Origin of the sequence: Nocardia niwae NBRC 108934 = DSM 45340 (genome assembly GCF_001613465.1) — a bacterium.
GTDB classification, from domain to species: domain Bacteria; phylum Actinomycetota; class Actinomycetes; order Mycobacteriales; family Mycobacteriaceae; genus Nocardia; species Nocardia niwae.
Genome location: NZ_BDCK01000018.1, coordinates 172,904 through 193,640 on the forward strand (window position 1 = coordinate 172,904; position 20,737 = coordinate 193,640).

Here is a 20,737-nt window from a genome sequence, read left to right on the forward strand (position 1 = left end):
GTGTCGTCCACCCGCACGTCGGGTCAGCGGAACCAGATGCGGCGAGGGCCTCGTACTGGATCCCGCTGGAGGGTGTCGTCGTGACCGCGGCACCACTGGTCCGGCGGGGTGGCGGCGCGGACCGCGTCGAGGTGCGCACCGCAGCCGGCCCAGGTGGTCTTGCCGCAGACGCGGCAGGTGACGGGGGAGCACATCAGGGCTGTTCCTCGATGCCGACGAAGGTGGGCGGGCCTTGGTAGGGGCGCTGCAGCGCGGCGAATCCCGGAGTGGTGGCCGCGGTGACGATGGCATCCAGCAGTGCGGGGGCATGTCGAGCAGGGGGAGGCTCGGTCAAGACGGGGCCACCGAAGGCGTGGCCATCGATGCTGATGATCGGGCTGCCGCCACTCCCGCCGAGCGCGGTCTGGCTGGCGTGATGGGCGCGGGCGACTGCGGCGTCGTAGCGAGCGTCATCGAGCGATTCGAGCAGCGGGTGATCGAGTCCGGTCGCGTCCAGAGCTGCGGTTATCGCGTCGTCGACGGGCTGTGCGCGCACATGCAATCGCAGGCCCAGCGCCAGGTAGAGCGGTGCGAAGGTGGCCTGGCCGTCATGCTCGACCGCGGCGGCGAACACACGGCCGATCCGGAGTGATCGGGTCATCATCGGCGCGTGGTGGGCATCGACGTCGCGACCCCCGTTGAGTACCGCCAGACTCATCTGGCGCAAGGTCACCACGTGGTCGGTGCCGGCGCTGTCGAGCAGCCACTGCGCGGCCACCCAGGCGAATGGGCACACCGGATCCACATACAGGTCGATATCGGCCATGGAAATCCTCCTGTCGTCGGCATACGGAGACATATGGGCCGGGGTATAGTCGGAACCAGTATACCCCCAGGGGTATATCGGCTTAAGTAGGCAGACTATACCCGTAGGGGTATTATGGGTAGCTGACGGAGCAGGAAGGCGCAATCATGGTCGGCGACGAAACCGCCCTCACCGAAACGCTCAACAGACTGCGGCGCGCGCATGGTCAGCTCGCCGGCGTTATCGCCATGATCGAGCAGGGCCGGGACTGCAAAGATGTGGTCACCCAGCTCGCCGCGGTTTCCCGCGCACTCGACCGCGCCGGGTTCAAGATCGTCGCGACCGGACTGCGCGAATGCCTCACCGGCCAAGCCGTCGACGGACGGAATCCGATGACCGTCGAGGAGTTGGAGAAGTTGTTCTTAGCTCTCGCCTGACCAGCAACCGCCCGCTACGGAAGGACCGCACCATGGATCTGGGACTGTCCACCACTGTGCACACCAGTTTCGACGACGCCGTCGCCCGGACCCGGACCGCCCTGAGCGAGCAGGGGTTCGGCGTCCTCACCGAGATCGACCTCCGAGCCACCCTGAAAGCCAAACTCGACAAGAACATGGAGGATTACCTGATCCTCGGGGCCTGCAATCCGTCCTTGGCCCACGAGGCGGTCGGCATCGACCGGCAGATCGGGCTCCTGCTGCCCTGCAACGTCGCGGTGCGCCGGAACCCCGACTCGGACGCCGAGGTCATCGTGGAAGCGATGAATCCGCAACTGTTGGTCGAGGTCACGAATGAACCGGCTCTGCAATCCGTAGCCAGGAGAGCGGCCGTCAAGCTACAGGCTGCCATCGACTCCTTGAGCACCCTGCGCAGCAGCCGATGACGTGCCCCGCGCGGGCGTCTCCGGTTGCGTGGGCGCTTCCGATGTTTCGGATGGCCGGTGCCGGCGTCCGAGCCGCTCGGCTCGCTGTGCGATACCGCGCAGCATCTTCCGTTCCATCACCAGGCTGCCCGGTTCCATCACGAGCACGGTGAACAGCCGCGCGAACGCGGACGCCCCCGTCAGCGCGATGCGGTTGCGGCTCACGAGCCGGGTCGCCGCACCACCCATCGGATAGAGGCCGAAGGCCCACACCCAGCGGCCGTCCTCGGACGCGAAGACGATATGGTGCTCGCTTTCGAGAATCGCGACACGCATACGCGGACCGGACTTGCCGAGCGGAAAGCTGTCCCCGACCGCGAGGTTCTGGAACTGCGGCAGGATTTCCTCGGCGCTGTGCATATCGAGGCCGAGCAGATTCTCGATCCAATCGTAGGTATACGCGCCGCCGCGGCCGGGTCCCAGCTGAACCAGCCACGGCCAGATCGCGTCGGCGCCCGCGCAGATCGTGATCGCCCGAGTCGAGACGATATCGGCGTCTATCAACAAATCGTCGCCCGGCATCACCCGCGCGATCTCTTCCCCGCAGGCTCCCCAGGTCAACCACTTGGCCCGCAACCGATTTCCGGTCAGCCGTCCGATAGCCGATTCAACGGTCGCGGTGAGCATCGTCGTGTCCATGACGTCCGGCTTCTCCTTCGATGCGCCGCGTGAGCACGCGGCAGTGTGACGCCCGCCCGAGGCATCCGGCTCCGGTGCCGGCTGAGCGGTCTGTGGGATCGACTCAGGGCACATCGCCTGTTCGATCGTCTGGAATGATCCGGTTGGAGGGAGCGCGGCGGTCAGCTTCACGACCTGGCGATGATCACGGGCACCGTGGCCCCGTGCAGCACCGCCTGACTCACCGAACCGAGGGTCATTCCGGCGAAACCGCCGCGCCCATGACTGCCCACGACGATGAGCCGCGCGTTCTCGCCGACCTCGAGCAGTCGCTTGGCCGGGCGGTCTTCCACCACGATGCACCGCACCGGCACTTCCGGATACCGCTCCCTGTACCCGGCAAGGCTCCGGGCGAGCAATTCCGCACCCTCCTGCTGCATTTCGGCGCGCGAGTCGTAGCGCAAGAACTCCGACCAGGTGTGCACCGCGACCAGTTCGGCACCCCGGTATGCGGCTTCGTCGAAGGCGATCTCGGTGGCGCGGACACTCTGCGGCGAGCCGTCCACTCCCACGACGACGGGGCCGTCCGCGCGCTCGGCATCGACGGGAACCACGGCGACCGGGCACGCGGCGTGCCGGGCCAGTGCCGTGCTCACCGAACCCAGGATGGTGCGGCTGAAGGCGCCCAGACCGTGGGTGCCGACCACGAGCAGTCGCGCGCCCTTGGAGCGGTCGCGTAAGACCGGGATCGGAGGCGCTTCGGCCGATTCGGTGGCGATCTCGAGTGCGCCGATCGGTGCGGACGCGGTCGCGGCGGCTTCTCGCGCGGCCTCGAGTGCCGCGGTTGCCCGACTGCGGTAGATGTCGTAGTCGATTTGCTCCAGTGCGACGCCCGGCCCGAAATCGGTCGGCGCCGGAATCGAGTCGACGATGTGCAGCGGTGCGTGACGATGGGCTGCGGCGGCCGCTGCGAAGCGCACGGCCGCGAGCGCGGACTCCGACCCGTCGACACCGACGAGGACGGGCGGATTGATGTCGGAAGGCATGGCTTCGCTTCCTCTATGCCTCGTGGACGACCATGACCGGGCAATGGGCGTGCTGGACAAGGAAATTGCCGACAGAACCGAGCAGCAGGCCGCGGAACCCGCCGCGGCCCCGGCTGCCGACCACGAGGAGTTGCGCGGATTTCGACCATGCGGTGAGCAGGGTGCGTGGCCTGGCGACGGCGACCTTGCGAGTGACCTCGACCTCGGGATACTTCTCCTGCCAACCGGCGAGTTGCTCGGCGAGCACGAGTTGGGCGGCGGTTTCGAGTTCCCGGACCGGAAGGAGTTCGGAGGCACCGGGATGGAAGTCGAAGTCGCCGGCGACATGGACTGCAACGAGCGAAGCCCCGCGAATTTCGGCTTCGGCGAACGCCGCGCCGACCGCGGCTTCCGCTTCAGAGCTGCCGTCCACGCCGACGACGACGGGTCCGTCGCCGCGGGTGCGTTGCTCACTGCCGGTGTCGTGCACGACCACGATGTGGCCGTGGCCGTGGGCGGTCACCGCGAGCAGTGTCGAGCCGATATGCGCGAGCTCGCCGCCCTGTCCAGCGCCCAGCACCACGAGGTGGGCGGCGGCGGAGCGTTCGATCAGCAGGGTGGCCGGGTGGGCGGGCGACAATTCGGTGTCGACTCGCAGTCCCGGATCGACGCGGCGGGCCAACCGTGCGGCGCAGGCCAATCGGGCTGCGCCTTGCTCTCGTGCGCGCTGGGCGACCGCGGGCACCACCAGGTCGTACATGCCGAAAACAGCCTGGGTCGCTGCCAGATCCAGGCCGTGCACGATCAGTAGCCTGCGTCTGCGCCGGGCGGCCGTCTCGGCAGCCCACTGCGCAGCCAGATCGGAGTTTTCGGAACCGTCGATACCGACGACCACGGCAGCGGACGCCAGCTGGTGCGGGTTGTCCGGGAGTGAGGCGGACATAGGGAGTGTCCCTTCGGAGGGCGATGCTTGTGTACTCGAAGAGTAGGGATCGGCGAGGTCGCATAACGCCTGGCGTTGGTCCCGAATACCGAGGTCCTTCGGCAGCATGGCCGGGTGGCTCCCGCGGACCCGAATGCGCCGGAACCTCCGGGTTCGTGGCACACCCTTGGGCGGCAGCGGTAGACGCGGGCAACGAGATCCACGTCCGCCGTCAGGCGTGGTGCATGATGCGGTCGAGTTCGGTATAGGCGATCCGGCGCGCCCACACTCGGGCACGGTCCAATTCGCCCGGCGCGAGTGGGCCGGTCGTGTCGGCGACCAGGAAGTCCACCGGCTGATCGGCGAGGGAATAGCCCAATCGACACAGTCGTTTCCCGATGCCGCGCGCGGCCGAGCCGGCCAACCAGGGTGGTTTGGCGACCTTGGTGCCGAACGCCAACGCGCGTCGCCCCGCAGGCACCGGCAACGTGGCCGCGAGCCATTCCCTTACCCCGATGCCGGTCGCGATCGGAATATCGGTCAGCTTGGCGGCGTCGCGGCGCGTCTGCGGGCGGCTGAGCCCGAACGCGTGGGTGGGGCCGCCGACCACGAGCAGGTTCAGCGTCGGCCCGCACACTTCCGCGGCCGCGGACACATGCACGACTTCCACCTCGGCGTGTTCGCCCAGTCCCTGCGCGATGGCGTCGGCCACCGCCGCAGTGTTGCCGAACATCGATTCGTAGATTATCCGCGCGCGCATGACGAGTCGCTCCTCTGCGCTGTACTTGGGCTACTCCGACGCTAGGACGGACGGGAGCGGACGGAACAGAGTCGAACCGACCAACGCCACGGGACCTTCGCCCTGTGCTGGAGGTGCCGCTCCTCGTGGCCCGAGGGGCGTTCGCCATGTGGTCTTTTGGCCCACCTTTCGAGGACGATCAGCCGCATCCGCGGGTGCGGCCCCGCTCATACCGTTGGGGGCGGCGCTCGGTCGGGCGCCCACAATCACACAGGCTCGGGAGGTCCCCATGACGGAGCAGCGATTCGACGACCCGCATCATCTCGCGACGGCGAAGGTCGTCGTCGGCGTGGACGGTTCGGAGGGGTCGTGGACCGCGCTGCGGTGGGCCGCGCAGTTCGCGGCCGGGCGCGGACGGGAACTCGAGATCCTGCACGGTATGGATCTGGTGGGTACCAGTTGGGTGCTGGGTGACTACGAGGTCCTCGTTCCCTCGGTCCTCGATGCGGCGCGCGAACAGGGCGAAGACATGGTCGCCCGGGCAGAACGCCTGGCCCGCTCGATGGCGCCCGGGTTGCGTATCTCGGCTCGCGTGTCCACCGACACCGGTCGGGAACTGCTGCTCGAACACAGCGCCGAGGCGTATGCGGTCGTGCTCGGTGCGACCGGTGCAGCCGGAACATTCACCCATCTGGGCTCCACGCTGCTGGCCGTGACCGCCCACGCGCGTGGCACCGTGATCGTCGTGCGCACCGATCCCGACGCCGGCCCCACGGTGCACGCCTCGGGCCCGGTGGTCGTCGGCGTCGACGGCAGCCCGGTCGGTGAAGCGGCCATCGCCGCGGCGTTCACCGAAGCCGCCGAGCGCGGGGCCGAACTCGTGGCCGTGCATGTCTGGAGCGACTGGGACCTCGGCCGGTTCGCCGGGCACACCAGCTTGGGTGAACTCGACCTGGACAATCTGGAACAGGCGATTCTCGCCGAGCGTCTCGCGGGTTGGCAGGAGAAGTTCCCGGAAGTCCGGGTCGCCCGGAAGGTCGAGGTGTCCGCGCCCGCACCGCATCTGCTGGACTGGTCGAAGGTGGCGCAGCTGCTCGTCGTGGGCAGCCGCGGGCGCGGTGGGTTCGCGGGGATGCTGCTCGGTTCGACAGCCAACACCCTGGTGCAGCACGCGGCGTGCCCGGTGATGGTGGTCCACCCGCGCGACGACCTCCGCAGTTAGCGGAGCACAGACCGGCACTGGCAACCGCTCACGCCCGGCGGTCTCACGACGGACGCCGGTCGGCGATTCCGGTCACGGCAGCGGCGCTGTCCAGTGCAGCACGGTGCCACCTGCGGGCCGGTTGACGATGCTGAAGCGGCCACCGGCGTGCTCGGCCCGTGCGGCCAGGTTCGCCAGCCCACTGCGTCGGGCGATGTCCTCCGGAACGCCCGCGCCGTCGTCGGTCACCTCGATCGTGACATCGTCGTCGACTCGAAGTTCCACCACCACCGTGCTCGCGGCCGCATGCCGGACCACATTGCTCACCGCTTCCCGCAGCACCGCCTCGACGTCGTCGGACAGCGGTGGCGCGAGGACGGTGACCGGTCCGGCGAGCCGGACGCTGGTCCGCAGGCCGGTGTCGGCGGTCATATCCACCACGATGCCGTGCAGATGTTTCCGATACTTCGACGAGTCGGCTGTCGTGTTGCTCTGCAGGTCGAAGATCGAGTGGCGAATGTCCTGAACGATGCTCTGCACGTCGTCGATGGTGTCCATCAGCCGAGATTTGATCTCGGGCGCCCGCGCCCGTTGCGCCGTGCCCTGCAGCGCGAGGCCCACCGCGAACAGCCGCTGGATCACGTGGTCGTGCAGGCCGCGGGCGATGCGGTCGCGGTCGGAGAGCACGTCGAGTTCGCGCATCCGGCGCTGGGTGTCGGCCAATTGCAGGGCCAGGGCAGCCTGATCGGCGAAAGCCGCCATCATGGCCTGGGTGGCGGTATCGAGCGGGGGCGCTCCCGCCCTCCGCAGCGATGCGAGAACGCCGACGACCGAGCCGCGCGCCCGCAGGGGAAGGATCACGGTAGGGCCTGTCTCGGGCGCCGTTTCGGCAAGAGCATCGGCGAGCCGCTCCTCGACCACGACCGGTCGTCCGGTCCGGAATGCTCTGCCCGCGTGCGATCGGTCCACCCGCACAGGTCGCCCGTTCATCGCTTCGGAACCCGGGCCTGCGGCCGCGACGATCACGAGTTCGGTCACTTCGTCGTGGGGGATATCGGGGTCCTCGGGCAGCGCGAGGAAGGTGATCGCCGAGGCGGTCAGCGTGAGGGCGCGTTCGGCGACGAGCTGCAGGACCTCCTCGGGTTCGCCGCCGGCCAATAGTTCGGTGGCTACGTCGCGAATGGCTTCGAGCCATTGTTGCCGGATCCTGGATTGTTCGTACAGGCGGGCGTTTTCGATGGCGATGCCCGCAGCGGCGGCCAAGGCCTGGACGACGACCTCGTCGTCTTCGGTGAACTCCTGACCGTCTGCCTTCTCGGTCAGGTAGAGGTTGCCGAATACTTCGTCGCGCACTTTGACCGGAACACCGAGGAAGGTGTGCATGGGCGGGTGGTGTGCGGGAAACCCGACCGAGGCGGGGTGGTCGGCGATTCTGCTCAATCGCAGGGGTTTGGGTTCCTCGATGAGCAGACCCAGTACGCCGTGCCCGCGCGGGAGGTCGCCGATCATGACGCGGGTGCGGTCATCGATACCCTCGTAGACGAATTCGGCTAGGTGGTTGCTGTGCTCGTCGGTCTCGCGGACACCGAGTGCGCCGTAACCCGCGTCGACGAGTTCGATGGCGGTGTGCACGATGGTGCGCAGCGTGTGGTCGAGGTCGAGGCCCGCGGTGATCACGAGCATGGCTTCGATGAGCCGGTCCATGCGGTCGCGGACGTCGACGATCTGCGCAATCCGGTCCTGGACCTCGATGAGCAGCTCACGTAATCGCAACTGGGACAAGGTCTCCGTGACCGAGGTCCGGCCGTTCCATCCGGACGTGTACCGCGGGCCCTCCATGGACCGCATTCTGTCACGATCGAGCCTTCGGCCCCCGTGTGGTCGATCGCCGAGGCCGAGCGGTCCTATCGAGACGGGAGTTCCCGCCGTTTCAGCTCGGTGGCGAGTACCGCCGCTTGGGTGCGGCGTTCGACACCGAGCTTGGTCAGCAGTCGCGACACGTAGTTCTTGACCGTCTTCTCCGCGAGGAACATTCGGCCGGCGATCTGCCGATTGGTCAGGCCTTCGCCGAGCAGCGCGAGCAGAGTGCGTTCCTGGTCGGTGAGAGCCGCGAGCGGACCGGTCTTGGCCTCCGCTTCCGACCGGAGCTTGGCCATGAGCGCGGCGGCCGCTCGGTTGTCCAGCAGCGAGTTGCCTGCGCCGACCACGCGGATGGCGTGGACGAGTTCCAGACTCTTGATGTCTTTGACCACGTAACCGCTGGCTCCGGCGAGGATGGCGTCGAGCATGGCCTGCTCGTCGGTGAAGGACGTGAGGATCAAACAGCGCAGGTGTGGATCGGCCGAGAGCAATTCGCGGCACAGCTCGATGCCGTTGCCGTCGGGCAGCCGCATGTCCAGCACGGCGACATCGGGGCGGAGCGCGGGTATGCGGGCCAGTGCTTGGGAGTAGCTGCCCGCTTCCCCGACGACATCCAGGTCCGGCTCGAGGTCGACGAGGTCGGCCACGCCGCGGCGGACGATCTCGTGGTCGTCCACCAGGAACACCTTGACCATGGAAAACCCCTTTCGCGCTGTCACTTCAGACTACGGAGCCTGCGGTCGGCTCGGCTCGGAGTTGGACCTCGGATCGGTGACCGAGGTCCCTTGACGGCAACCCTCGCTCAGCCGCCCGGCCCACACTTCCGCCCACTCGGTGAGCGGCTGGAGATGATCGATGAGCTGCCGTCCCGATTCGGTCAGTGTGTATCCGGTCGCGGCTCGTTCGACGATGTGCGTCGCGCCGAGTTCGTGGAGCCGGCGGGTCAGCAGACTGGAGGACATGTCGTCGCAGTGGTTGCGCAGTTCACGGAAGGTGAGGGGGCGTTGAGCCCGGTGGAGTTCCCAGAGGACGCGCAGCGCCCAGCGTCGCCCGACGAGATCCAGCAAAGCCATGATCGGGCGTCCGGAGGCCGATCCCCGGACCGGCTTGCCCGGTTCTGGAACGGACTTCACGAGTCCCTCACCCGGCCGGTGCGGGCAGTGGTGACTGCTCGAGCAACCGGCCCATCGCACCGATCGCTGTTCGGAGCGCGGCAAACGGCCGCAGAAACAAGGTGATGCGCAGCAGCTGTCCCGCCTCGTTGCGCTCCTCGTGCAGCACTCCCTCCAGTTGCCGGCCCGCGACCAGGGCGGTGAAGCGATACACCGTGCCGCGCTCGCCGCTGTACGGCTGTGCCTGATCCACCTCTCCGAGGACCTGGGATATCAGCTCGAACATGTGCAACACGTTCGCGCGACCGTGGTAGTCGGCGACCGGGCTCGAAAACGTCGCGTCCTCGGCCACCATCGCCGCCAGCGACGCCGTATCACCCGCTCGCCACGCCGAGAGTATCTGCGATTGCTTCATGCCTCTAAAATAGAGGCACAAGGGGCTGGCCGCCACCGGAATCGAAGGACTCTCGCCGCTGTGCCGTCGCCTACGGGCCGCGCTCCTCATCCCATCCGCGAACCGACGCGGCGGTGACCATGCGAGCTGCGGATATGGGTGTAGAAGTGGGTGACTCTACGCATGCCGGAGCCGGACGGGTCTGTGATGCTCGAGCCATCGGTTGCGAGTGGGAGATCGAGGTCGACTGCCGGTCGTCCAGCTGCGGTCACCGCGTGCCGCCGAGGATCCGATCAGGCATGAGCTAGGCGTATGGCAAGGGTGATCGAAGATGGTTGATGTGCGTCGAATCGAAGTGGACGGGCTGCGCGTGTCGTGGTCGTTGTCTTCGAACCACTTGATCTCGATCGTCGCGGTGCACAGCGCGGCTGAGGCCGCGCCGGTCATATCGTTCGGTCCCGACGCCTATCCGGATCTCGCCCAGGCGCGAGAACTTCTCCCGGGGCTCGCGAAGCTCTGGGACGCCGTGCGGCACGAATTCTGGAGTGAGCTCATTCCGATGCGTCGCGCATACTGACGACGGCGGACCGCCCTTCGCCGGGCAGCCTCGACGTCGCCCGGCCACCGGTAACGGCACCGCGCCCGGCACATCTATCGGAACTGGTCTCGCGGGTCCTTTCCGCGCGGCTAGATTTATCTCATGCCGCGGCGGAAGCCCGCTCGGGTGATCGGCAACCTGCCCTTCCCGATCACCAGCTTTGTCGGACGGCAACGGGAGATCCGTGGCGTCCGGGAACTGCTCGCGACCGCCCGGCTGGTGACGCTCACCGGAGTGGGCGGGGTCGGGAAGACGCGGCTGGCCACCGAGGTCGCGGCCGCGTCCGGCCAGTTGTTCCCGGACGGGACGTGGCTGGTGGATCTGGCCGCCGTGAGCGACGCCGATCTACTGGGGCGCGCGGTGCTGACCAGTCTCGGCGTCGTCGACTTGTCCAACCGCGGCGTCGACGAGCAACTCCTCGACCATCTCGCCGACCTGCGCGCTTTGCTCGTCCTGGACAACTGCGAACACCTCGTGGAAGCGTGTGGCGACTTGTGCGACCGGCTGCTCAGGTCCTGCGCCGAACTGCGGATATTGACCACCAGCCGGGAGGCGCTCGGCATCGTCGGCGAGCATGTCTACCCGGTCCTGCCGTTGTCGATGCCCGTGCCGGACACGCCCGTCACCCCGACGGCGCTGACGGCGTTCGAAGCGCCGACCCTGCTGCTGGAACGCGCACGAGCAGTGCGTCCGGGACTCACCGAAGCCGAATGCGACACCGACGCCGTAATCCGGGTCTGTGACCGGCTGGACGGGATACCGCTCGCCATCGAACTGGCCGCGTCCCGGCTACGGTCGCTGTCGCTGCGGGGACTGCTGGCCCGACTCGAGGACCGCTTCGCGCTGCTGGCGGTGGACACCCGCGCCACGGCGCCGAGACAGCGGACACTGCGAGCGTTGATCGACTGGAGTTATGGGCTGTGCCGGCCCGCGGAACGATTGCTGTGGGCGCGACTGTCGGTCTTCGCCGGGGGGTTCGGTCTGGCCGCCGCCGAGGGCGCCTGTAGCGGCCCCGACCTGCCGCGCGATCAGATCCTGGATCTGATCGACCAATTGGTCGCGCAATCGATCGTGGTCCTCGTCCCGACCGACGACCTGCCGCGGTATCGGATGCTGGAGGTGATCCGGGAGTACGGATGGCACCGGTTGACCGAACTGGGGGAGACCGACGTCTTGCGCAAACGGCACTGCGACTACTACCTCGCTCTCGCCGAGCGCAGCGCCGAAGCGTGGGACGGACCCGGACAGGCGGCCGGTCTGGCCGAGCTGCGCGCCGAGCACGCGAATCTGCAAGCGGCACTCGAGTGGGCGACCAGGGAGCCGACCGCCACCCACGAGGCTCTGGCTCTGGTGACCGCATTGCGCTACCACTGGTGCGCGGACGGATTCCTCGGCGAGGGACGCCGGTGGATGGATCGAGCGCTACACGGCGCGGACCAGAACAACACCGAACGAATACCGGCGCTGTGGGCCGTGGCATGGGTGATGCTGCTGCAAGGCAGCCCTGACGACGCCGACCAGGCACTCGATGAGTGCGTCGCCCGCGCCGCCGCGGTCGGCGACCAGGGGGCCATCGCCTGGGCCACCAGCCTCCGTGGCTCGTCAGCGCTGTTCCGCGGCAACCTCGCGGAGGCCATCACGATGTTCGAACGCGTCGTCGCCGATTTTCCCGAGGAAGAGAATGCCGTCCGACTGACTCTGTTCCAGCTCGCCATGGCGCAAGTGCACGCCGGTGACGACAGGGCATCGAAGACGGCCCGGCGGGGGATCGAGCTCGCCGACAAGCGCGGCGAGCAATGGAGCAAGTCCTGCGCCCTGTGGGCCCTGGCCTTCGACCAGTACACCCACGGCGAGCACGGCAAGGCGGCGGCCACGACCTGCGCCGCACTGGAGATCCAGCGCCGGTTCAACGATCGCGTGGCCACGGCTCTGATGATCGAGCTGATGGCCTGGATCGCCGCCGCGCGCGGCGATCACCGGCGTGCGGCGCGGCTGCTGGGCGCGATCGGAGCGGAATGGCGGCGCATCGGCAGCTCGATCACGGCGTTCGGACCGTATATCGCGCAGTGGCACGACGCTTGCGAGCGCACTACTGCGGCGAGCCTGCCCGAAGCGGCGCTGCGCGCGGAACGCGCCCGCGGCGAAGGGCTCGATCACGATCAGGCGATCGCCTACGCACTCGACCGCCGCGAGTGCGCCGTCGCAGCCGCGGAACGGGACGACAACGTGGTGCTCACCGCACGCGAGCGCCAGGTGGCCGAACTCGTCGCGCAGGGCCTCAGCAATCGCCAGATCGCCGAACGGCTCGTGGTATCGCCGCGTACCGTCGACCGGCATCTCGAGAACATCCTCGGCAAACTCGGCTTCGCGTCGCGGGCTCAGGTCGCCGCGTGGACGGCGCGAGAACACCGAGCACGCTGAGTTACGCGTATAGCTACCAATGTTCGATCGGGCCGGTCGCCGTTTCGGGAACCAGCCACGGCCAGGCCGGGGCGGGCAGGTCGGTGGCACCGCAACTTCGCGCCCGCGAATGTCCGGCTCGGCGAGCGCAGCTCGCTTCTCGTCACGCTCAGGAACTGACGCATGGCCTTGCCTCTACTTGTGTCGCACCCTCAGGGGCATCCGCCCCGATTCGTGAGGTGTCCAGACCCGTCGAACCGAGAAAGTGCGCCGCCTTCTCCGGCTTTAGCGTTGGCGGAACTTGTGAGTCGGTTGGGATCAGTGCCGGTAGACGAACGTGACAGTTGAAGGAAAGCAAGCGATGAAACGAAGTGCCGACGTCGGTGCTGTATGTGCGGCTTCAGCCGTTACCGATTCGGGCAACGCACGCGCGAGAATCGAAACGGCCTGCCGCTCGATGGCATACGTGCTCGTCGTGCTGGCGACGGTATCCGCCCTGGCCGCAGGGGTGGTCGCGGCGTCGCCCAGCGCGACTGCCGACGCGGCGTCGATTACCGGGTCCTGGGCGGAGGACGATCGGACCGTCCAGGTGCGGGTGCATTCCGCGGCGATGGGGCAGGACATCATGGTGAAGGTGTTGCGCCCGGCCGACCGCTCGGTGCCACGGCCGACGCTGTATCTGCTGAACGGCGGCGGCGGCGGGCAGGACAGCGCGACCTGGCAGAAGAACACCGATGTGCTGCGTTTCCTCGCCGACAAGGACGTGAATGTCGTGCAGCCGGTGGGCGGGCGCTGGAGTTACTACACCGATTGGCGCGCACCCGATCCCAAACTCGGTGTGTACAAGTGGAAGACGTTTCTCACCGAGGAACTGCCGCCGCTGATCGATGCGGAGTTCGGTACCACGGGCGTGAACGCCATCGCGGGCCTGTCCACCTCGGGTACTTCGGTGCTGCAGTTGCCGATCGCCGAACCCGGCTTGTATCAGGCGGTCGCGGCCTACAGCGGTTGCGCGCAGGTCAGCGATCCGATCGGGCGCGAGTTCGTGAAACTCGCCGTGGAGAGCTGGGGCGGCGGTGACACCGAGAACATGTACGGCCCACCCGAGGATCCGATGTGGGCCGCCAACGACCCCTACCTGCACGCCGACCAGTTACGCGGCATACGCCTGTTCCTGTCCACCGGAACAGGCGTACCGGGCATGTATGACACTTACAACGGCGAGTATGCCCAGCCCGGACCGCGTGGCTATCTGAACCAGCTGGTGTTGGGCGGGTTGATCGAGGCCGCGGTGAACTGGTGCACGCACAACATGCGGGACCGCTTGAACGCGCTCGGGATCCCGGCCACCTACGACTTCCAGCCCACCGGCACTCATTCCTGGGGCTATTGGCAGGAGGCGCTGAAGGATTCGTGGCCGGTGCTGGCCGACGGGCTGGGCCTGCCACACTGAATCGCGGGGCGGTCGGATAGGCCGGTTGCCGGCGCCATCACACGCGAAGCCCTTCTCGAAGAAAACGTGCGTGTTCGATAGCGACCTCATCACTGCCTCGCGACACGGTGGCGTGCCGAAGTCCGGCAGATCGAGGAACAACCCGGGGCCGACTCGGCGGATACTGGCCTGTATGACCGACGCCCTGGTCGAGCCCCGCTCCCTTCCGGCCGAGCTGCGTCCGTACCTGGACGGTCTCGTGCGCCGCGCCCGCGCGGTCTGCGGACCTCACCTGGTCAGTGTCTTCGCCGTGGGGTCGATCGCGCTCGGGGACTATAGGCACGGGCGAAGCGACGTCGACGTGGCGATTGTCGCCGACCCGCTGCTTCCCGCGCAGGCGCTGCGTGAACTGGCCGAGTCGCTCGCGCACCCCGCGCTGCCCTGCCCCGCGGCCGGGCTGGAACTGGTGGTCTATGGTGCGGATTTCATCGCCGGACCCTCCGGCGCGGCCGGTTACGTGATGGACCTCAACACCGGTCCGATGTTGCCGAATCGGGTCAGCTTCGATCCGTCGGAATCACCGGCTTTCTGGTACGTCATCGATCGTTCCATCGCGCACCAGGCCGGGCGTCTCCTGTACGGAACGCCCGTGCGGCAAGTCATCGCAGCACCGTCGCCGCGCGACTTGTACGCCGCGATACTGGCTTCGGTCCGCGAACACGCCGGGGGAGAAGGGCATCTCGGGGACAACCGAGTACTGAACGGCTGCCGGACGGTCACGTTCTGCCAGACCGGCCGCTGGTCGGCCAAACGCTCGGCAGCACAACTGATCGCGACGCAGGAGCCAGATTTCCGCCCCCTCATAGAAACGGCGCTGCGCAGCTTCCAGCGCCCCCGCTCGGCGTCACTTCCCCTGCCCAGCGAGGACGTTCGAGCCTTCCTGGCCTGGGTGGGGGAGCGAGTCGTCGATGCGGCGAACCAGTCGGCGGCCGGTCACCGAGCGGACATGGAATCCTGCTGACGAAGAGGGCGGTCTCCGCGGCGCTTCGCGTGGGAGGCGCGGAGGCTCGAGTCCGATGGGAACGCGACTGGGAACATGTCGATACTTGGATATGCGCATTCAAACATAAATCTACCCGAGTCGGGTGCCAGTCCGTGGGGCCGGACGGCGCTACTCCCGCTCTCCCGCGCTGTGGTGCACGCGCACCGGCACGTCGTCGGCCCACGGTTGGCGGGTGACCATGTCGGCGACGTGTACTTCTCCTCGTTCGAACTCGCCGGTGGCCGCGTCGACGAGGCGGTATTGCTGGGTCTGGCGGTGGATCGGCTGGGCGTCGAGGAGGACGACGCGTACTTCGCCGGGTTCGAAGTGGCAGCGTCGGTGCATGGCCGCGATGAGTTGTTCGTTGTGCAGGTGGCCGTCGCCGAAGTTCCAGCCGAGGGCGGTGCTGCAGATACGCTCGCCGTCGGTGAGGGTGTACTCGTCTTCGCGGCCGGGCGGCATGGCGCGGTGGACGAGCGTGAACAGTGCGCGGCCGTGGGTGTTCATGGCCCGGAAGGCGTATCCGAGATACAGCGGGATCTGCGCGCGATCCTTGCCGTAGAACCGCTCCAGCTGAGCCTGCGGCATGCTCGCTACGGCGACGATGTGCTTGCCGATCTTCTCCGCGGCCGAGGGTTTGACACACCACATCGTGGTGTCCCAGTTCCCCGCGTAGTAGCGCATCCCGGGCAGGAAGGAAATTTTGCGGGGGAACAGGTTTCCCGCGATCACGACGCCCGCGATCACGAAGAACAGCGCCGCCACCGGTAGCGGGTTTCCCACGCTGCCCAGACCGAGGTCGGCATGGGCGACGAACAGCGTGGCGATTCCGAAGATCATGAAGACGTTCCACTCCAACGGCACGCCCATGGGAATGGCGGTCAGGATCGCGAGATGGAAGCACACCATCACGAGTGCCGCGATCGCCGTCGGCCACCCGCCGTAGGAGAAGAACAGCACGAGCGGAACGCACAGCTCGATGGCGGTGCCGCCGTGGGCGAAGACGCGCGACAACCGCCCCGGCCGCAGATCGTCGGGAAAGCGTTCGAAGAACGCGCGCTTGAGTGGTTTCGGCCGGAACACCGGACTGTTGGACATCATCGTGGAGACCACGAAAGGGAAGTGCTTGTTGAGTTTCGAGGTAGCCGCGCCCATCCAGATGACGACGAAGACGATCTTCGCGGCGACCACGGAATCGGCTCCCGGGAGCAGGAACGCGACTGTGAGCGTGGCATAGACCTCGCCCCGGGCGGCGAGGAAGATGACTTTGTCGCGAAGACCGAGGACCGTCAGCAGGCCGAGAATCGTGGCGATCTGCCAGTGCGGCAACAATCCCACGCTGGTGTCCAGTTCGGAGATGGGACCGGTGCCGTCGGACAGCAAGGCGACCGTCGTCATCGCCAGCAGTGCCGCGTACAGGGCGACGTCCACCGGCGTGCGGTTGTCGCCCTCGGTGAACGGTATCCGGCCGGGCCATGGCGGCAGCCGAATGGTGTTGGGGCGCAACCAATACAGGATCGAGCCGAACGGCGGGAAGTACCGATTGTTCAGCGGTCCGAACCCGCAGCCCAGCCCCACCACTTCGAACAGCAGCGTGTACAGCACGATCTTCTGGAAGACGATCGGCTCCGACCACCAGACTCCGACGTCGGTGAATCCGTCGATGCCCGCGGTGGTCAGCACGACGAGCCAGCCGCCGAGCGCATAGAGGCAGATCTTGCCGACGTAGAACAGGTGCAGCGCCACGGGCGTCCCGAAGCCCACCTCGGCCCAGTGCCTGGCCATGGGGCGGATGCGTTCGCCACGCGTGCCTTTGCTCCATTCGGCCATGTCGACCACCGGTAGGTCGGGCTCGAGAAACCCCATCAAGCACGCTCCGATCGAGAACGCCAGGGGCGCGGTCCGAGCCCGAGGTTCCCGATACGGTGACAGGTACGACAGTCGCTGTCAACGACTTACCAGGCGCACGTGCTCGGTGGCGGTCGGGCAAGATCGAAGCCATGGACCCCGCCCCGAGAGTGCCGCTGCCCACGAGCATCGAGGAGTTCCGCGTGCTCGCGCACTCTCGCCTGTGCGGATTTCCTCGCGTCGCAGTGGCCGACGCGCCCGGCATGCGCCGCGCGGCGGTCGTGCTGTGCGTGGTGGAGGAGCCCGAGGGGCCGCTGTCGGTGATCGTCATCAAGCGGGCCTACCGGGGCCGCAACGCCGGACAGTGGGGCCTGCCCGGCGGACGCCTGGACGAAGGCGAGACCGCCGAGCAAGCCGCGTTGCGCGAGCTGCACGAAGAACTGGGCCTGCACGCGCGGCCCGAAGATCTGCTCGGCGCGCTCGACGACTTTCCGGCCGCGTCCGGTTTCGCGATCACGCCTCTGGTCCTGGCGCTGACCGACGCCACGCGGCTGCGGCCGAACCCGGACGAGGTCTATTCCGTCCATTTCGTCGATCTCGCCCGGCTCGCCGCCGAGGACACGCCTCGTTGGGTCCGGCCCGAGGACGCGGTGCGGCAAGCGGAGTTGCGCGACGATGCGGCCCCGGCCGATGCGGCCGGCCTGTTGCAGATGCGGCTGGGCCCGAAGATGACCATTCACGCACCGACCGGTGCGCTGCTGTGGCAATTCCGCGAAGTCGTCCTGCTCGGCACGAGTCCCTCGGCTGCCCGCGTCGCGCACTTCACTCAACCCGACTGGACCCATCACTAGGTCGCCCGCGGGGGGCGGCAAGGTCTCCCACCTTTGCGCGGGCGCGGTCCCAGGCGAGCCATCTCGCGCGTCACCGCACCCGGGCTGCTACCTTGAACGTCGTTCAAGTTCGATGCGGAGGGTTGTCGTGGAAGGTGTCGAGAACTCTCGGGAGCCGAGGGTCGGGATTTCGGCGCGGGACATGGCGCAGATCGCGGTCTTCGCCGCGCTGATCGCGGCGCTGGGTCTGCCCGGCGCCATCACGGTCGGGTTCAGCGGGGTGCCGATCACGGTGCAGACCCTCGGCGTGATCCTGGCCGGTGCCGTGCTCGGAGCACGCAAGGGGACGGCCGCGGTCCTGGTCTTCCTGGCACTGACGATGATCGGCCTGCCGCTGCTGTCCGGCGGCCGCACCGGCCTGACGGCGCTGGCGGGTCCGAGCGCTGGATATCTGCTGGGCTGGATCCCCGCGGCGCTGTTCATCGGCCTGTGCACCGCCCGCATCCTGCCGAAATACCCGATCGCGCTGGGCCTGCTGATCAACACCGTCGGAGGACTGGTGATCATCTATCTCTTCGGCACCGTGGGCCTGCTGCTGCGCACCGATCTCGGCCTCGGGGCCGCGGTCAGCACGAACTGGGCGTTCATTCCCGGCGACCTGCTCAAAGTCGTCGTCGCGAGCGTGGTGGCCAAGGGAGTGCACCGCGCGTATCCCGGTCTGGTCCGTGCCTAGTCCCGAACTCGGCGGCGCGGGCGACGCGCCTGCCATCGACATCGGCGGCCGCCGCTACACCTACCGCGACCTCGACCGCGCGATCGAGCAGTGGATCGACCACGATCCCGGCGCGGCGGTCTACGACGCGTCGGACCTCCCGGTTCCGGAGGCGCTGATCTGTGTCTGCGCCGCCGCACGGCGCGGCATCCCGGTCCGCGTCGAGAACCCCGCTGCCCGGCCGCAGCGTACGGGCATTCCGCCCGAGGCGTTTCTGCTGGTGGCGACCTCAGGCTCCACCGGCCGTCCCCGGCCGCTCGCGCGGACGGCCGCCTCCTGGTACGACAGCTTTCCCGCGTTCACCGCGATCAGCGGTGTCGCACCGGCCGACCGCGTGCTGATCACCGGTCCACTGCACGCGACCATGCACCTGTTCGGCGCGCTGCACGCGCTGTGGCGCGGCGCGTGCGTCACCGACGACCCGGCGCACGCCACCGTCGTGCACGCGGTTCCCGCGATACTGCGGGAGGTGGTGCGGACCTGTCCGCGCCTGCGCACCGCGATCGTCGCGGGTATCGCACTCGACGACGGTGCGCTGGCGGCGGCCGCGGACATCGACGTCGTCGAGTACTACGGCTCCTCGGAGGTATCGCTGGTGGCGGCGCGGCGCGTGCCCGAGCCGATGCGGCTGCTCGACGGCGTCGAGGCCGAAGTCCGGGACGGACTGCTCTACGTCCGATCGCCCTACCGTGTGCTGGGCGCGCCCGACTGGTTCGGCGTCGGCGACCTCGCGGAACTGGGCGACGACCGTGAACTTACCGTCCTCGGCAGGGGTGACTGCGCGATCAACGTCGGCGGCACCGTGGTGGTCGCCGAGGAAGTGGAACGTGTGCTGGAATCGCTCGACGGCATCGCCGCGGTGGCCGTGATCGGCTCGCCGCATGCGGTGTTCGGCGAAACGGTCACGGCCGCTGTGCAATTGGAGCACGGCGCCGGACTCGACGAGATTCGGTCGCGAGCCCGTCGCATGCTCGCCAAGGAGGCTGTGCCGCGCCGCTGGGTGCCACTGCCCGCCCTGCCGCGGACCGCGGCCGGAAAGGTGGCCAGGGGCAGGCTGAAAGACTTGCTGACATGAGCCCGGTCCCTGTTCTGGTAGCGCCGCGCCGCACGCCGATCGGTAACGCGGGACACGGATTCGCGGATCTGACCACCACCGACTTGGCCGCTCCCGTGCTGCGCGCGGTGCTGTCCTCGCTGCGCGGCGCGGGCATCGACGCCGAGGTGGACGACGTGGTGCTCGGCAACTGCCTGGGACCGGGCGGCGATCCCGCCCGGGTCGCCGCGTTGCGGGCGGGACTGGGTGTGCACGTTCCGGGGGTCACCGTGGATCGGCAGTGCGGGTCGGGCCTCGACGCGGTGATGCAGGCGGCGTTGCGCGTGCGCAGCGGCGCGGACGACCTCGTCCTCGCCGGAGGGGTCGAGTCGGCGAGCACCGCCCCATGGCGCTTCTGGCCGCCGGTGGGGGATGCCGGGCCGGTGCGCTACACCCGAGCTCCCTTCGCGCCACCGGGGTTTCCCGATCCGGATATGGGCGCGGCCGCCGACGATCTCGCGCGAGCGCGCGGTATCGCCCGGGAGCGGCAGGACGCCTACGCGGCCCGCTCGCACACCCTCGCCGCGGCCGCCGACTTCTCCGCGGAGATCGTGCCGATCGGCGACGTGCACCGGGACGAGCGCATCCGGGCGGGCATGACCGCGGCCCGGCTCGCACGCCTGCGCCCCAGCTTCGGCGCCGACGGCACGGCCACCGCGGGCAATTCCTGCGGTATCTCCGATGGAGCCGCGGCCATGGCGGTCACCACGGAGGCGATGGCCGCCGGTCTGCCCGCGTTGCGTATCCTCGGCTGCGCGGTCGCCGGATCCGACCCGGCGTACCCCGGCCTGGGGCCCGTACCCGCGATCCGTAAAGTGCTGCGCCGAACCGGCTTCGGCGTGTCGGACCTCGGCGTCGTCGAGATCACCGAGGCGTTCGCTTCGGTGGTGCTGGCGGTGGCGGACGAGCTGGGCCTCGACGAGTCGTCGATCTGCCCGCAGGGCGGCGCCATCGCGATGGGGCACCCCTGGGGCGCGTCCGGAGCCATCCTGCTGGTGCGGCTGGCGAGCCAGATGCTGCGCGCGGACGGCCCGGCGCTCGGTCTCGCGGCCTGCGCCATCGGCGGCGGCCAGGGGATCGCCGTGCTCGTGGAGCGTGTGTCGTGAGTGCGCGGGCGAGCCGTGGACACAGCGCGCCGTCGCGCA

22 protein-coding genes are annotated in these 20,737 nt (G+C 68.4%); 11 read left to right on the plus strand and 11 right to left on the minus strand.

All coding sequences use genetic code 11. The features are described from left to right. Nucleotides 1-23 precede the first annotated feature (23 nt). Both NNI01S_RS36725 and NNI01S_RS11500 read right to left on the minus strand, forming a co-directional pair. The gene (locus NNI01S_RS36725; RefSeq protein WP_501193588.1) at nucleotides 24-194 is read right to left on the minus strand and encodes a DUF8730 family Cys-rich protein; all 171 of its coding nucleotides are present in this window, start codon (nucleotides 192-194) and stop codon (nucleotides 24-26) included. Continuing rightward, entirely contained in the window at nucleotides 194-805 is a 612-nt protein-coding gene (locus NNI01S_RS11500) for a mycothiol-dependent nitroreductase Rv2466c family protein (protein ID WP_063020028.1), read from the minus strand. Before NNI01S_RS11500 ends, NNI01S_RS36725 begins: the two co-directional genes overlap by 1 nt. A gap of 146 nt (nucleotides 806-951) precedes the next feature. On the opposite strand from NNI01S_RS11500, the gene NNI01S_RS11505 reads away from it, so the two are divergent. Beyond that, nucleotides 952-1,221 (plus strand): metal-sensitive transcriptional regulator, encoded by a 270-nt coding sequence (locus NNI01S_RS11505; protein ID WP_062969963.1) that lies wholly within the window; start codon nucleotides 952-954, stop codon nucleotides 1,219-1,221. A gap of 32 nt (nucleotides 1,222-1,253) precedes the next feature. Further along, the gene (locus NNI01S_RS11510; RefSeq protein ID WP_063020029.1) at nucleotides 1,254-1,667 is read left to right on the plus strand and encodes a DUF302 domain-containing protein; all 414 of its coding nucleotides are present in this window, start codon (nucleotides 1,254-1,256) and stop codon (nucleotides 1,665-1,667) included. On the opposite strand, the gene NNI01S_RS35590 is transcribed toward NNI01S_RS11510, so the two are convergent. The 4 genes from NNI01S_RS35590 to NNI01S_RS11530 all read right to left on the minus strand — a co-directional run bounded on the left by NNI01S_RS35590 (nucleotide 1,620) and on the right by NNI01S_RS11530 (nucleotide 5,031). Beyond that, on the minus strand, nucleotides 1,620-2,516 hold the full coding sequence (locus NNI01S_RS35590) for an SRPBCC family protein (protein WP_174554390.1): 897 nt from the start codon (nucleotides 2,514-2,516) through the stop codon (nucleotides 1,620-1,622). The two genes, NNI01S_RS11510 and NNI01S_RS35590, sit on opposite strands and share 48 nt — an antisense overlap. Continuing rightward, a complete protein-coding gene (locus NNI01S_RS11520; protein WP_063020030.1) occupies nucleotides 2,513-3,370 on the minus strand; it encodes a universal stress protein in 858 nt (285 codons plus the stop codon). Before NNI01S_RS11520 ends, NNI01S_RS35590 begins: the two co-directional genes overlap by 4 nt. A 13-nt stretch (nucleotides 3,371-3,383) precedes the next feature. After that, entirely contained in the window at nucleotides 3,384-4,292 is a 909-nt protein-coding gene (locus NNI01S_RS11525; RefSeq protein WP_063020031.1) for a universal stress protein, read from the minus strand. A 211-nt stretch (nucleotides 4,293-4,503) separates the two neighbouring features. Beyond that, a complete protein-coding gene (locus tag NNI01S_RS11530) occupies nucleotides 4,504-5,031 on the minus strand; it encodes a flavodoxin family protein (RefSeq protein ID WP_063020032.1) in 528 nt (175 codons plus the stop codon). Nucleotides 5,032-5,299: 268 nt separating this feature from the next. On the opposite strand from NNI01S_RS11530, the gene NNI01S_RS11535 reads away from it, so the two are divergent. Continuing rightward, nucleotides 5,300-6,232 (plus strand): universal stress protein, encoded by a 933-nt coding sequence (locus NNI01S_RS11535; protein ID WP_063020033.1) that lies wholly within the window; start codon nucleotides 5,300-5,302, stop codon nucleotides 6,230-6,232. A gap of 72 nt (nucleotides 6,233-6,304) precedes the next feature. On the opposite strand, the gene NNI01S_RS11540 is transcribed toward NNI01S_RS11535, so the two are convergent. From NNI01S_RS11540 to NNI01S_RS11555, 4 genes are all read right to left on the minus strand, one after another. Continuing rightward, nucleotides 6,305-8,050, minus strand: coding sequence for a sensor histidine kinase (locus NNI01S_RS11540; protein ID WP_063020119.1), 1,746 nt, complete (start codon nucleotides 8,048-8,050; stop codon nucleotides 6,305-6,307). Nucleotides 8,051-8,115: 65 nt separating this feature from the next. Further along, nucleotides 8,116-8,766, minus strand: coding sequence for a response regulator (locus tag NNI01S_RS11545; RefSeq protein WP_063020034.1), 651 nt, complete (start codon nucleotides 8,764-8,766; stop codon nucleotides 8,116-8,118). 30 nt (nucleotides 8,767-8,796) lie between these two features. Beyond that, entirely contained in the window at nucleotides 8,797-9,204 is a 408-nt protein-coding gene (locus tag NNI01S_RS11550) for a winged helix-turn-helix transcriptional regulator (protein ID WP_245676076.1), read from the minus strand. Nucleotides 9,205-9,211: 7 nt separating this feature from the next. Then, nucleotides 9,212-9,598 (minus strand): nuclear transport factor 2 family protein, encoded by a 387-nt coding sequence (locus NNI01S_RS11555; RefSeq protein ID WP_063020035.1) that lies wholly within the window; start codon nucleotides 9,596-9,598, stop codon nucleotides 9,212-9,214. Between the two features lie 310 nt (nucleotides 9,599-9,908). Between NNI01S_RS11555 and NNI01S_RS11560 the strand changes: the two genes are divergently transcribed. The 4 genes from NNI01S_RS11560 (at nucleotide 9,909) to NNI01S_RS11575 (ending at nucleotide 15,028) form a co-directional block, all read left to right on the plus strand. Continuing rightward, nucleotides 9,909-10,154: a hypothetical protein gene (locus NNI01S_RS11560; RefSeq protein WP_157114704.1), complete on the plus strand. Its 246-nt coding sequence runs from the start codon at nucleotides 9,909-9,911 to the stop codon at nucleotides 10,152-10,154. 123 nt (nucleotides 10,155-10,277) lie between these two features. Beyond that, nucleotides 10,278-12,596 carry an ATP-binding protein gene (locus NNI01S_RS11565; RefSeq protein WP_063020037.1) on the plus strand — a complete coding sequence of 773 codons (2,319 nt, stop codon included), beginning with the start codon at nucleotides 10,278-10,280 and terminating at the stop codon, nucleotides 12,594-12,596. Between the two features lie 436 nt (nucleotides 12,597-13,032). Continuing rightward, entirely contained in the window at nucleotides 13,033-14,028 is a 996-nt protein-coding gene (locus NNI01S_RS11570; protein ID WP_063020038.1) for an alpha/beta hydrolase, read from the plus strand. A 172-nt stretch (nucleotides 14,029-14,200) separates the two neighbouring features. Next, nucleotides 14,201-15,028 (plus strand): nucleotidyltransferase domain-containing protein, encoded by an 828-nt coding sequence (locus tag NNI01S_RS11575; protein ID WP_063020039.1) that lies wholly within the window; start codon nucleotides 14,201-14,203, stop codon nucleotides 15,026-15,028. A 150-nt stretch (nucleotides 15,029-15,178) separates the two neighbouring features. On the opposite strand, the gene NNI01S_RS11580 is transcribed toward NNI01S_RS11575, so the two are convergent. Beyond that, on the minus strand, nucleotides 15,179-16,915 hold the full coding sequence (locus NNI01S_RS11580; protein ID WP_063020040.1) for a DUF3556 domain-containing protein: 1,737 nt from the start codon (nucleotides 16,913-16,915) through the stop codon (nucleotides 15,179-15,181). Between the two features lie 134 nt (nucleotides 16,916-17,049). On the opposite strand from NNI01S_RS11580, the gene NNI01S_RS11585 reads away from it, so the two are divergent. The 4 genes from NNI01S_RS11585 to NNI01S_RS11600 all read left to right on the plus strand — a co-directional run bounded on the left by NNI01S_RS11585 (nucleotide 17,050) and on the right by NNI01S_RS11600 (nucleotide 20,698). Continuing rightward, nucleotides 17,050-17,748 (plus strand): NUDIX hydrolase, encoded by a 699-nt coding sequence (locus NNI01S_RS11585; protein ID WP_063020041.1) that lies wholly within the window; start codon nucleotides 17,050-17,052, stop codon nucleotides 17,746-17,748. Nucleotides 17,749-17,875: 127 nt separating this feature from the next. Next, nucleotides 17,876-18,460, plus strand: a complete 585-nt coding sequence (locus NNI01S_RS11590; RefSeq protein WP_174554391.1) for a biotin transporter BioY — start codon at nucleotides 17,876-17,878, stop codon at nucleotides 18,458-18,460. Then, nucleotides 18,453-19,574 (plus strand): AMP-binding enzyme, encoded by a 1,122-nt coding sequence (locus NNI01S_RS11595; protein WP_063020042.1) that lies wholly within the window; start codon nucleotides 18,453-18,455, stop codon nucleotides 19,572-19,574. The genes NNI01S_RS11590 and NNI01S_RS11595 overlap by 8 nt, the downstream gene beginning before the upstream one ends. Then, nucleotides 19,571-20,698, plus strand: coding sequence for a thiolase family protein (locus NNI01S_RS11600; protein ID WP_063020043.1), 1,128 nt, complete (start codon nucleotides 19,571-19,573; stop codon nucleotides 20,696-20,698). The genes NNI01S_RS11595 and NNI01S_RS11600 overlap by 4 nt, the downstream gene beginning before the upstream one ends. The last annotated feature ends 39 nt before the right edge of the window (nucleotides 20,699-20,737 follow it).

What these genes read in the sequence shown, in the direction of transcription:
- NNI01S_RS11535 (WP_063020033.1), top strand. Translation starts at nt 5,300, where the DNA reads ATGACGGAGCAGCGATTCGACGACCCGCATCATCTCGCGACGGCGAAG.
- NNI01S_RS11560 (WP_157114704.1), top strand. Translation starts at nt 9,909, where the DNA reads ATGGTTGATGTGCGTCGAATCGAAGTGGACGGGCTGCGCGTGTCGTGG.
- NNI01S_RS11570 (WP_063020038.1), top strand. Translation starts at nt 13,033, where the DNA reads ATGGCATACGTGCTCGTCGTGCTGGCGACGGTATCCGCCCTGGCCGCA.
- NNI01S_RS11600 (WP_063020043.1), top strand. Translation starts at nt 19,571, where the DNA reads ATGAGCCCGGTCCCTGTTCTGGTAGCGCCGCGCCGCACGCCGATCGGT.
- NNI01S_RS11505 (WP_062969963.1), top strand. Translation starts at nt 952, where the DNA reads ATGGTCGGCGACGAAACCGCCCTCACCGAAACGCTCAACAGACTGCGG.
- NNI01S_RS11500 (WP_063020028.1), bottom strand. Translation starts at nt 805, where the DNA reads ATGGCCGATATCGACCTGTATGTGGATCCGGTGTGCCCATTCGCCTGG.
- NNI01S_RS11545 (WP_063020034.1), bottom strand. Translation starts at nt 8,766, where the DNA reads ATGGTCAAGGTGTTCCTGGTGGACGACCACGAGATCGTCCGCCGCGGC.
- NNI01S_RS36725 (WP_501193588.1), bottom strand. Translation starts at nt 194, where the DNA reads ATGTGCTCCCCCGTCACCTGCCGCGTCTGCGGCAAGACCACCTGGGCC.
- NNI01S_RS11540 (WP_063020119.1), bottom strand. Translation starts at nt 8,050, where the DNA reads ATGGAGGGCCCGCGGTACACGTCCGGATGGAACGGCCGGACCTCGGTC.
- NNI01S_RS11525 (WP_063020031.1), bottom strand. Translation starts at nt 4,292, where the DNA reads ATGTCCGCCTCACTCCCGGACAACCCGCACCAGCTGGCGTCCGCTGCC.
- NNI01S_RS11555 (WP_063020035.1), bottom strand. Translation starts at nt 9,598, where the DNA reads ATGAAGCAATCGCAGATACTCTCGGCGTGGCGAGCGGGTGATACGGCG.
- NNI01S_RS11565 (WP_063020037.1), top strand. Translation starts at nt 10,278, where the DNA reads ATGCCGCGGCGGAAGCCCGCTCGGGTGATCGGCAACCTGCCCTTCCCG.
- NNI01S_RS11585 (WP_063020041.1), top strand. Translation starts at nt 17,050, where the DNA reads ATGGACCCCGCCCCGAGAGTGCCGCTGCCCACGAGCATCGAGGAGTTC.
- NNI01S_RS11580 (WP_063020040.1), bottom strand. Translation starts at nt 16,915, where the DNA reads ATGGGGTTTCTCGAGCCCGACCTACCGGTGGTCGACATGGCCGAATGG.
- NNI01S_RS11530 (WP_063020032.1), bottom strand. Translation starts at nt 5,031, where the DNA reads ATGCGCGCGCGGATAATCTACGAATCGATGTTCGGCAACACTGCGGCG.
- NNI01S_RS11510 (WP_063020029.1), top strand. Translation starts at nt 1,254, where the DNA reads ATGGATCTGGGACTGTCCACCACTGTGCACACCAGTTTCGACGACGCC.
- NNI01S_RS11575 (WP_063020039.1), top strand. Translation starts at nt 14,201, where the DNA reads ATGACCGACGCCCTGGTCGAGCCCCGCTCCCTTCCGGCCGAGCTGCGT.
- NNI01S_RS11520 (WP_063020030.1), bottom strand. Translation starts at nt 3,370, where the DNA reads ATGCCTTCCGACATCAATCCGCCCGTCCTCGTCGGTGTCGACGGGTCG.